This window comes from Microcystis sp. LSC13-02, from assembly GCA_002282935.1.
In the GTDB taxonomy this organism is placed as follows: Bacteria; Cyanobacteriota; Cyanobacteriia; order Cyanobacteriales; family Microcystaceae; genus Microcystis.
The window spans coordinates 1-9,885 of sequence record MTBT01000183.1 but is presented as its reverse complement, the minus strand read 5'-3'; the positions used below and the strand labels follow the sequence as shown (position 1 = coordinate 9,885).

The following is a 9,885-nucleotide window of genomic DNA, read 5'->3' as shown; positions in this document are numbered from 1 at the left end:
GGAGATTATCAAAACGATTTCGTCAAGGAAAGAAACAGTCTAACAACTATCACAAGCAACGGATAAAAGTAGCTAAACTTCACCTTAAAGTGTCAAGACAACGTAAAGACAAAGCAATCAAAGACGCTTTGGCGTTAGTCCAGTCTAATGATCTGGTAGTTTATGAAGCTTTAAAGGTAAGAAACTTAGTCAAAAATCGTCAGCTTGCCCAGTCGATTTCTGATGCTTCTTGGTATCAATTCACCGAATGGTTTGAATTTTTTGCCAAGATTTATCGGATTGTTTGTGTTGCTGTTCCTCCCCATTTTACTAGCCAAGATTGTTCGGTTTGTGGAACAAGAGTTCAAAAAACATTAAGTACTAGAACTCATCAATGTCCTAACTGTAAAACAGTCTTAGATAGGGATCATAATGCAGCAATAAATATTCTAAAAAAAGGGTTACAATATTTGGGAAATCATCTCAACGGTACTGTTGGGCAAACAGAAACAGACCCAAACGCCTTGGCAGAGTCCGGTCTCTGGATTCTTAATGGAGACATTGAGAATCTAAGCTGTCTCGTTGAACAAGGAATTTCCGATAGTGATAGGTCAAGAATCCACCGTCAAGCTACGCTGTGACGGTGGGAGTATGTCAACAGCTTAAATCAGGTCGAGGTTAGGGAAAAATGAGGATTTTAGTGTTAGCGTGGGAATTTCCACCGCGATTAGTGGGCGGTATCGCCCGTCATGTCGCTGAACTCTATCCCGAAATCGTCAAACTCGGTCATGAAGTCCATTTAATCACGATCGAATTCGGTCATGCCCCCAGTTACGAACTGGTCGAAGGCATTCACATCCACCGCGTCCCCGTACCCCCCGGCAATGACTTTTTCCATTGGGTGGTCAACATGAATAACAGCATGGGGCAACAGGGCGGCAAACTAATCGCCGAATACGGAAAATTTGACCTTGTTCATGCCCACGATTGGTTAGTAGGGGATGCGGCCATTGCCATGAAACATCTCTTTAAAATCCCCCTGATTGCCACTATTCACGCCACGGAATACGGACGTTATAACGGACTGCACACCGACACCCAACGCTATATCGGCAGCAAAGAGGGAACCCTCGTCTATAATGCTTGGCGCATTATCGTCTGTACCGGCTATATGCGTCATGAAGTCCATCGGGCTTTGGGCGCACCCTGGGATAAAATCGATGTGGTTTATAACGGTATTCGGGCCGAGAAAAAGCAAAGAGACCCTAACTTTGATTACCAAGCTTTTCGTCGTCAATATGCCCAAGATCACGAAAAAATCGTCTATTACGTCGGGCGTATGACCTTTGAAAAGGGGGTTTCGGTGTTACTCAACGCTGCCCCAAAAGTCCTCGTCCAGACCGAGGGTCAAACTAAATTTGTCATTATCGGTGGCGGCAATACCGACAAACTCAAACAACAGGCCTGGCATCTCGGTATCTGGCATCATTGTTATTTTACGGGCTTTATGTCCGATGAAAACCTCGATCGCTTCCAAACCGTGGCCGATTGTGCCGTTTTTCCTAGTCTTTACGAACCTTTTGGTATTGTCGCCTTGGAAAGTTTCGCCGCTAGGGTTCCCGTGGTAGTTTCCGATACCTGCGGTTTTCCCGAAGTTGTCCGTCATGGCCAAACGGGAATTGTCACCCGGGTCAATAATCCCGATTCCCTCGCTTGGGGCATTTTAGAGGTTTTAAATCATCCCGAATACGCTCAAAAATTAGTTAATAACGCCTACGAAGACCTAGAAAAACGCTTTCATTGGGCGAATTTAGCCCGTCAAACCGAGACAGTATATGGTTTGGTTGTCCAAGAACGACAACTGGTAGAATGGCGTTAATAGGGGATCAGTTTTTTGTCCGTCAGCCATCCTGAAGCCGTCCCGATTTTCTTCTGGACAAACCCAATGAAATAGAGCATAATCTTAGGAAAATAATTTCCTCGACACGAAATTATGAATATGCTGAAAATGACTAAGGATTTTAATCCCCCTCAACTAGCAAGTGTCCTGGTCAATTTCATCGGTTTGGTGGTTTTATTGACCTGTGTACTTCTTTCTCCCCATGCTCTCGTTTATGATGAAGTTTATCACTTACCGTTAGTAGATTTATTAAATCAATACGGTTTATCCTATCGATTCTTACGCGGTACAGGACAATCAGCCCCAGGTCCACTATACCCGATAATTCATTATATCTTTCAGCCCTGGACTAATTTGCAAGCCCCTGCCATTAGATTGGTTAATATTCTTCTTTTATTACTGTTAATTTTAGTCCTGAGTTTAACCCTGCAAAAAATTTTCAAAATTCCCCGGTCAATAGTCCCTAGTTTGGCAATTATGGGCCTACCAATAATTTGGTTAATTACGGGCATGGCTCTCACGGAAATCCCTGCTATGCTCTTGGCAACCTTAGCAGTTTTCTTGATATTTATAGCTCTGGAAAAAATTGAAGATAACCAGCAAATGAGCTTAGGAATAGCCGCTCTGAGTGGATTATGTTTAGGGATGGCAATTGTAGGCAGACAAACTTTTCTCGTTTTAGTGTTTATCTTGCCAATACTAACAATTAGTTCCTCAAAAAAATCTTGGCAACCTTTACTATTATGCTGGTTAACTTCTGGAATTTTACCCGCTATTGTTTTTAGCGTGTGGGGTGGATTAGTTCCCCCCGGCCAAAGTTCATTATCTTCTGGATATTCTCTGGTCAACGGATTTCTTTCCTTTGCCTACACCGGTCTTTTATTATTTATCCTCACTCCCAAATGGTTCAGTTTGAATAAGGTGATAATAATATCTGTCTTGGTCAGCAGCTTCCTAGGCAACGCTCTCTTTAAAATCCTTTCTATTCGTCCAGCCTACCACGTTTTCAAGAAAATTATTCCCGATCCTACTTTGCTAAGTTTCTTTTTCTATTTAGCTTCCTCCTGTCTACTTGCCTTTGGAATTCTTTTTCTGATTGCCAGCCTCAACAATTGCCGAGATCACAAGAGAGATAGTAAATTTCTGTTTTTAAATGTTGCCGTGATCATAGTTGCCGCTACAGCTTTTAAAATTACCCATTATTATTCGACTCGCTATACAGCTACAGCTATTCCTTTCTTGATCCTCTTAGCCCAGTATTATACCAAAGATAACTATTTCAAGGTGGCCCGCTTATTGCTGGGGAATATTGTCGGCTGTTTGATGTTAGTTTCTTATTTTTTGCGTCCTTGGAACTAGAAATCTTGCAGATGAGATTCTTTGATTTTTGACAAGGATATACCTTAAAATAACAAAGGCACAACTTAACTTCTCTGAATATGACTATGAAAGCAGCTGAAATTATGACCACGGAGGTGGCCAAGATTAAAGGTTCTGAAACCGTTGCCAAAGCGGTACAATTGATGAGAGAAAAGAACATTAGAACTCTCATTGTTGATCGTCGTCACGATGAAGATGCTTACGGAATTATCACTGAAACCGATATTGTCTATAAAGTCGTCGCTTTCGGTCAAGATCCGCAAAAGGTGCGAGTCTATGAAGTGATGAGCAAACCCTGCATCGTGATTAATCCCGACCTCGGGGTTGAATATGTAGCTCGCTTATTTGCTAATACCGGTATTCGTTTCGCACCGGTAATTAAAGGTGATTTACTCGGTGTTATATCTGTTAGTGACATCCTCCATAAAGGTAACGCCGTCGAAAAGCCCCGCAGTTTTGATTTAGAAGCGGAGATTATCAAAGCTAGAGATATTGCCCGGGCAGTATGTGCTGAAAAAGGGGGAAATTCTCCCGATTGTGCCGCAGCTTGGGATGTTGTTGAGGAATTACAGGCAGAATTGGCACACCAACGCGCTAAAAAACCGGAAAAAACCTATTTTGAGGAATACTGTCAAGAAAATCCCGATGCTTTTGAAGCTCGTATTTATGACACCTAATCTCCATGGGTTTGAGGTATCGGAGAATACCTCAAACGTTTTAATCCGGCAAAAGTAGTGTATAAAGGTTTTATTTACTAATAATCGAGGAAAAACTATGGCTGATCTATTTGTCATCGCCTATGAGGACGAATTTAAAGCAGAAGAAGTTCGTTTAACTTTGGCTAAACTGCAACAGGAACATCTCATCGAGTTAGAAGATGCTGCCGTAGTGGTTAAAAACAAAGATGGCCAGATTAAACTCAAGCAAGCGGTCAATTTAACGGCAGCAGGAGCCGCTAGTGGCAGTTTCTGGGGATTATTAATCGGAATGCTCTTTTTATCCCCTTTATTAGGGGCTGTCCTCGGTGCTGCTGGTGGCGCTTTGGGAGGTGCTTTAACTGATATCGGTGTGGATGACAATTTTATGCGGGAATTGGGAGAAACCATGCAGCCAGGTACATCTGCTCTCTTTGTTCTCGTCCAAAAAGTTACCCCCGATAAGGTCCTCGATGAAGTGGCCCCCTACGGAGGTAAAGTGTTACGCACTTCTTTGACCAAAACCGACGAAGCTGAATTACAGAAAATTCTCGACCAAAGAGGTGTTAAACCCGAAATCGTTTAGCATATTGAGCCATAAAAGCCAGAAAAAGGGAATATATTTCCCTTTTTGCTTTTTTAGGTAATTTATACTAAATCCCTTGAGTATAGGCTACATATCAGGACAGGCACTCATGCAAAAGGGGGAATAGATAATCAGTCTTTAATAACCGGATTTAGTATTATTTAACCTTCAATCCAGGCTATCACCGGGCAACCAATCTTCTATCACCTGCGCGATAGTATAGGGACAAAACTCGGGAAAAATGCTAAGGACTAAACCTGTTTGTCTGGCGGTTTCCCGACGCGCTCTGGTATATTCCTTGTCCAAAATTTGCGCGGGATAACTGCTTAAACTGGGACTATCCTCTAACTTACGACGAATTTGCGATCGCCCATCATTGATGAAATCCAACCAACGGTGAAGTTAACTGGCTGGCGACAACACTGCTTAGGCTTGGCATGGATCATCTGCTGGAGGATGCAATCCAGTTTGTGTCCAAAAACGTCTTGTTTCTCGAATGGAATCGTTTTCTGGATAACGGTTATCATTCAAATCAAGCCGAAGACAAGTTGCACGACCAATCGGCGTAGTTCCTTCTATAACAACGCCTTGACTTAGCCAAACGAAATGATCTTCCCACTTTTGTTTGCGAGGATTGAACATAGGAACAATCTCCTGAGTATCTGGATCAATGCCAGCTACAAAGTTGTATCGCCTCTCATTGCAACGACGACAGGCAAGTGCGAGATTATCAAGTTCATCAGAACCACCCAAAGATTTTGGAATGACATGATCAACGGTAAATCGATTAGCACTCAGTCGCTCCGGTGAATGACAATACTCACAGATGTATTTAGCCCGTTCTCGAATTGCTTGCTTAAGTTCATGACTGATTGACATTTTGAGCAGCAAGCATCGCATTAATATGGGTAAAAATTCGATCTAACTCCCCAATTGCATCTAACTCAGCAATTTCATCAGGAGTAATTTGATCAGTTTTTTTCTTTTCCAACAAGCTTTCCATTCGCAGTTGAAGGGATTCACTGAATTTGAATAAGCTCCAGTTACCCAGGTTTTCCAGCTGGATTTCATGAATTAGAGAAGATGGCTTGTTAAGAGTTGTAACCACTTGACCTCTATCGTGCTTTCTATAAAGAGAATAATCCTCGTGACCGATATATAGTATAACGCGCTCCAATCAAGGCCGGATAAGGTTTTACAGTTCTTCTATTTGATACCCTTGGTTCTTAGCAATTTCAAGGATTGGACTAATGTTATCAATTCCCCACTGGTTGCAAACGGCAATGGTTTCGCCCTCTCCAGTTTTGAGTAGTTGTTCCTCATTTAAGAAATAGCGTTTTGCGCCTCCTTTAGACTCTGCTTTTTCTAGCAGAGCTACAACACCAAAATTCCGACAAATCGCATCAGGAAAAACTTGACGTAATTGCTCAAAGGTTGTATTCGGGTGAGTCTGGAGATAATGAGCAACGATAGCCAGGACAAGCTGGCGCTTATTATAGTCTTTCCCAAGAAACTGATATTTTGTCTTGTCTTTGCTAGAACTGGCAGCAGCTCGTTGAGCCGATGCTTGCTCTCGCACTTTCACCTGATATTCCTCCGCTTCTGGCAAGGGGATTATCTGCTCAATATCAAGCAGAAGCTCTTCACCAAGTCTATAAGGCTGTAGACGAACGCAGCGAATATCACTATCGCGCTTATTGAGCCACATCACTGATGTAGTCAGTTCTTTAGAAAAATTAGCAGCGGCGAGGACGATTCTGACATCTTTGGGAAATTGTTCTTCCAAGGAATCACTCCAACCCAAAAAATTGAGGATTTCTTCTTCAGCGCTTTTATCAATGCAGCGTTTGTCTAGATATTGCTGGTGGATTTCAACAGCCCTTTTGAAGGTTAGTGTAGAAACCATAGCAGCGTAACGCAGCGCTTGCAATTCCATATGAGCGCCTGTTTCATCTCTTTTAAGTTCGACAACTACCAAATTTGCTTGCTTATCAATGCCGAGCAGGTCAATCCTTCTAGCTCCCTCAGTCCACTCTGAGAACTCTTCAGCAATAACCAATGTATCCGGAGAGATGACCGTAATTTTATCCCTTAACGCCGCTTGAAGATCATGACGCTCTTGAATCCCTTCTGCTCCAAACTGAGTGCTCTTAACCTCAGTAAGTTGCTTGTCCTTAAAAGTGTAGATGGGCATAGGCTCTACTAAAGATAGAAAACTGCTGCTATTGAGGGGCAGGACGAAAGCCAGCTAACTACATATTATACGAAAACTTTCTATATAACACTCTCTGGGGTAACGATGTGGGTCAACTTTCTGTATATCACCCCGTCATACAACATATATACTAATTTGTCAATAGGTAGTAATATTTAATCTTCACGGGTAAGAATTACAGGTATTTTGGCTAATTCGCTCTAATCCATACTGGGTAATGATTTTGGGAAAGATACCAAATGGACTCTATAGAGAAAGACATTGCTGCGATATTTGTCAATTGTTTTCGATCTAGAGCGAACTAATCAATTAAGTCTTTTGCCAGATAAGAATTTAGTCGATTTATGCCGCCCGATCGAACCATACCAAGTAACGAAGAACCGTTATAGCTTTGCTGCTTGAGCAAATACGTTCACCGAGAATCACTTTAGTTAGAGTGAGATAAGATTAACTCTTAATTCCTCACCCTAACTACTAGGAAAAACTGGCAATTAAATTACGCACCTTCCCGTAATTTATCCAAAACCGATCGATCTTCTAGAGTAGAAGTATCACCAGAAATCTCTTGACCTGATGCTAAAGTTCGCAAGAGACGACGCATAATTTTACCCGATCGCGTTTTTGGCAGCACATCGGTAAAACGGATTTCTCCCGGTCGAGCAATAATGCCAATTTCCTTGACAACGTGATCCTTTAATGCTTTCGCTAACTCCGGACTCGCTTCATAATGCCCCTCGAGAGTCACAAAAGCATAGACTTCTTCCCCTTTAATTTCATCCGGTCGTCCCACTACAGCCGCCTCCGCTACCGCGGGATGAGATACTAAAGCTGATTCGATCTCCATTGTCCCTAAACGGTGGCCAGAAACGCTCATCACGTCATCGACGCGCCCCATTACCCAGAAATAACCGTCTTCGTCCTGACGACTACCATCCCCGGCAAAATAGAGATATTGGCCATCTTTGGGGGCGATATGTTCCCAATAGGTATTGCGGAAGCGATCGGGATTTTTATAGACTGTTCGCATCATACCGGGCCAGGGATATTTCACCACCAGATAACCCCCCTCATTCGCGTGGGTGGGATTGCCCTCTAAGTCCACCACTTCGGCGATAATACCGGGAAAAGGTAGGGTTGCTGACCCCGGTTTGGTGGCAATTGCCCCGGGTAAGGGAGTAATCATAATTCCCCCGGTTTCCGTTTGCCACCAAGTATCGACAATCGGACATTTTTCCTTACCGATAACCCGGTGATACCACATCCACGCTTCCGGGTTAATCGGTTCTCCCACGGTTCCCAGTAAGCGCAAAGAGGATAAATCCCGGCTATTGGGGATGTCTTCCCCCATTTTGATAAAAGCGCGGATAGCAGTGGGGGCAGTATAAAAGATATTAACGCGATATTTCTCAATTACATCCCAAAAACAGCCTAAATTAGAGGGACGGGGAACCCCTTCATACATTACCGTGGTTGCACCATTGGAAAGCGGTCCGTAAACGATATAACTATGGCCGGTAATCCAACCCACATCGGCAGTACACCAGTAAACATCGGTGTCTTTCAGGTCAAAAATCCATTTGCTGGTGATATGGGTGTAGAGATTATAACCGCCGGTGGTGTGGACGACTCCTTTCGGTTTGCCGGTGGAACCACTGGTGTAGAGGATAAATAATATATCTTCGCTATCCATGGGTTCGGCCGGACAGTTAGCAGATACCTGTTTTTGTAGATCATGCCACCAGTAATCGCGATCGGCAACCATATTGATGGGTTCCTTGCTGCGCTGGACAACGAGAACTTTTTCCACACTGGGGGCGCTATTATCGGCTAGAGCCAGATCTACCTGTTCCTTGAGGGCAACTACTTTATCCTTGCGGAAACCACCATCGGCAGTGATTACCACCTTAGCAGCCGCATCATTAAGACGATCGCGCAAAGCATCGGCACTAAATCCCCCAAAAACTACACTGTGGGGCGCGCCAATTCTGGCACAGGCTAACATGGCGATCGCTGCTTCGGGAATCATCGGCATATAAATTCCGACCACATCGCCTTTTTTTACGCCTAATTCCTTTAAAGCGTTGGCAAATTGACACACTTCTCGGTGTAGCTGTTCGTAGGTAATGGTGCGGCTGTCTCCCGGTTCTCCTTCCCAAATAATGGCAGCTTTATTGCGTCTCCATGTCGTGAGATGTCTGTCAATACAGTTGTAACAAATATTAATCTTGCCGTTGACGAACCATTTAGCAAAGGGGGGCTGCCAGTCAAGAATCTCTGACCATTTTTCAAACCAATGTAATTCTTTTTCGGCTAATTGGGCCCAAAAAGCCGGGGGATCGGCCTTGGCTTTGGCGTAGAGTTGCTGGTATTCTTCAAAGCTTTTAATTGTGGCATTCTGAGCAAATTCGGCACTGGGAGGAAACAGCCGATTTTCCTGTAGGATCGATTCGATCGCTATTTCTGTCATACTGGCAAACGAAATAAATTATCTTGCGATCCAGATTACCTTTTTCGGTTCCCCCCGTAACCTTGGCAAGCAATTCTTTAAGGCTATTTTAGGATTACTCGATCCCCAACTAGCGATCGCCATTTGGCCCCAAGTGTTACAGAGTTTAAAGTTATGTCACCGATCGAGCGATGAACAGATCGCTGTAAGGTAAACTAACCGATAAACCCGAAATTTAACATGGAGAACACTCGGTAAGGAGTCATAATTCAATGTCTCATAGCGTTAAAATTTACGATACCTGTATCGGTTGCACCCAATGCGTTCGGGCTTGTCCCCTCGACGTGCTGGAAATGGTCCCCTGGGATGGCTGTAAAGCTGCCCAGATTGCCTCCTCCCCCCGCACTGAAGACTGTATTGGTTGTAAACGTTGCGAAACGGCTTGTCCGACGGATTTCCTAAGCATTCGGGTTTATCTCGGAGCAGAAACCACCCGCAGTATGGGTCTAGCCTACTAGGCCTGGCAATCATTCTGTGTTTAATATTTAGCGAAAACTAATCTTGTTAAGAGGACTAACCAGTCCTCTTTTTTTGTTATCGAAAATTTGGGTTAAAACCCCGTCCTTTGAGGACGGCTTTAAGCTAAAATGGAAAAAGCGATAACCAAGCTAAAAACTGAACCTT

10 protein-coding genes and 1 pseudogene are annotated in these 9,885 nt (G+C 43.6%); 6 read left to right on the top strand and 5 right to left on the bottom strand.

Translation table 11 applies throughout. The features are described 5' to 3' along the window. The 5 genes from BGL89_RS11010 to BGL89_RS10990 form a co-directional block, all read left to right on the top strand. The coding region (locus tag BGL89_RS11010; protein WP_286825743.1) for an RNA-guided endonuclease InsQ/TnpB family protein at window positions 1–620 on the top strand (620 nt) is incomplete at its 5' end. Window positions 621–667: 47 nt separating this feature from the next. Next, entirely contained in the window at window positions 668–1,858 is a 1,191-nt protein-coding gene (locus BGL89_RS11005) for a glycosyltransferase family 4 protein (protein ID WP_286825742.1), read from the top strand. Between the two features lie 114 nt (window positions 1,859–1,972). Continuing rightward, complete coding sequence (locus BGL89_RS11000; protein WP_286825741.1) at window positions 1,973–3,238, top strand: hypothetical protein; 1,266 nt, start codon at window positions 1,973–1,975, stop codon at window positions 3,236–3,238. Between the two features lie 80 nt (window positions 3,239–3,318). Continuing rightward, window positions 3,319–3,936 (top strand): CP12 domain-containing protein, encoded by a 618-nt coding sequence (locus tag BGL89_RS10995; protein WP_286825740.1) that lies wholly within the window; start codon window positions 3,319–3,321, stop codon window positions 3,934–3,936. 97 nt (window positions 3,937–4,033) lie between these two features. Continuing rightward, on the top strand, window positions 4,034–4,540 hold the full coding sequence (locus tag BGL89_RS10990) for a DUF1269 domain-containing protein (protein WP_286825739.1): 507 nt from the start codon (window positions 4,034–4,036) through the stop codon (window positions 4,538–4,540). Between the two features lie 168 nt (window positions 4,541–4,708). Here BGL89_RS10990 and BGL89_RS10985 read toward each other — a convergent pair. The 5 genes and pseudogenes from BGL89_RS10985 to acs form a co-directional block, all read right to left on the bottom strand. Then, window positions 4,709–4,933, bottom strand: a pseudogene (locus BGL89_RS10985) (DUF29 domain-containing protein); the annotation flags it as partial. A gap of 33 nt (window positions 4,934–4,966) precedes the next feature. Beyond that, window positions 4,967–5,419 carry an HNH endonuclease gene (locus tag BGL89_RS10980; RefSeq protein WP_286825737.1) on the bottom strand — a complete coding sequence of 151 codons (453 nt, stop codon included), beginning with the start codon at window positions 5,417–5,419 and terminating at the stop codon, window positions 4,967–4,969. Then, the gene (locus tag BGL89_RS10975) at window positions 5,403–5,648 is read right to left on the bottom strand and encodes a hypothetical protein (RefSeq protein WP_286825736.1); all 246 of its coding nucleotides are present in this window, start codon (window positions 5,646–5,648) and stop codon (window positions 5,403–5,405) included. The genes BGL89_RS10980 and BGL89_RS10975 overlap by 17 nt, the downstream gene beginning before the upstream one ends. A gap of 87 nt (window positions 5,649–5,735) precedes the next feature. Continuing rightward, window positions 5,736–6,734: a PDDEXK family nuclease gene (locus BGL89_RS10970; RefSeq protein WP_286825735.1), complete on the bottom strand. Its 999-nt coding sequence runs from the start codon at window positions 6,732–6,734 to the stop codon at window positions 5,736–5,738. 517 nt (window positions 6,735–7,251) lie between these two features. Then, on the bottom strand, window positions 7,252–9,222 hold the full coding sequence (gene acs / locus BGL89_RS10965) for an acetate--CoA ligase (protein WP_286825734.1): 1,971 nt from the start codon (window positions 9,220–9,222) through the stop codon (window positions 7,252–7,254). 251 nt (window positions 9,223–9,473) lie between these two features. Between acs and psaC the strand changes: the two genes are divergently transcribed. Beyond that, the gene (gene psaC, locus BGL89_RS10960; protein ID WP_002734319.1) at window positions 9,474–9,719 is read left to right on the top strand and encodes a photosystem I iron-sulfur center protein PsaC; all 246 of its coding nucleotides are present in this window, start codon (window positions 9,474–9,476) and stop codon (window positions 9,717–9,719) included. The last annotated feature ends 166 nt before the right edge of the window (window positions 9,720–9,885 follow it).

Bases quoted from the DNA above. Each gene is read 5' to 3' on its own strand.
- BGL89_RS11005 (WP_286825742.1), top strand. From the start codon at position 668: ATGAGGATTTTAGTGTTAGCGTGGGAATTTCCACCGCGATTAGTGGGC.
- BGL89_RS11000 (WP_286825741.1), top strand. From the start codon at position 1,973: ATGAATATGCTGAAAATGACTAAGGATTTTAATCCCCCTCAACTAGCA.
- BGL89_RS10995 (WP_286825740.1), top strand. From the start codon at position 3,319: ATGACTATGAAAGCAGCTGAAATTATGACCACGGAGGTGGCCAAGATT.
- BGL89_RS10990 (WP_286825739.1), top strand. From the start codon at position 4,034: ATGGCTGATCTATTTGTCATCGCCTATGAGGACGAATTTAAAGCAGAA.
- BGL89_RS10980 (WP_286825737.1), bottom strand. From the start codon at position 5,419: ATGTCAATCAGTCATGAACTTAAGCAAGCAATTCGAGAACGGGCTAAA.
- BGL89_RS10970 (WP_286825735.1), bottom strand. From the start codon at position 6,734: ATGCCCATCTACACTTTTAAGGACAAGCAACTTACTGAGGTTAAGAGC.
- acs (WP_286825734.1), bottom strand. From the start codon at position 9,222: ATGACAGAAATAGCGATCGAATCGATCCTACAGGAAAATCGGCTGTTT.
- psaC (WP_002734319.1), top strand. From the start codon at position 9,474: ATGTCTCATAGCGTTAAAATTTACGATACCTGTATCGGTTGCACCCAA.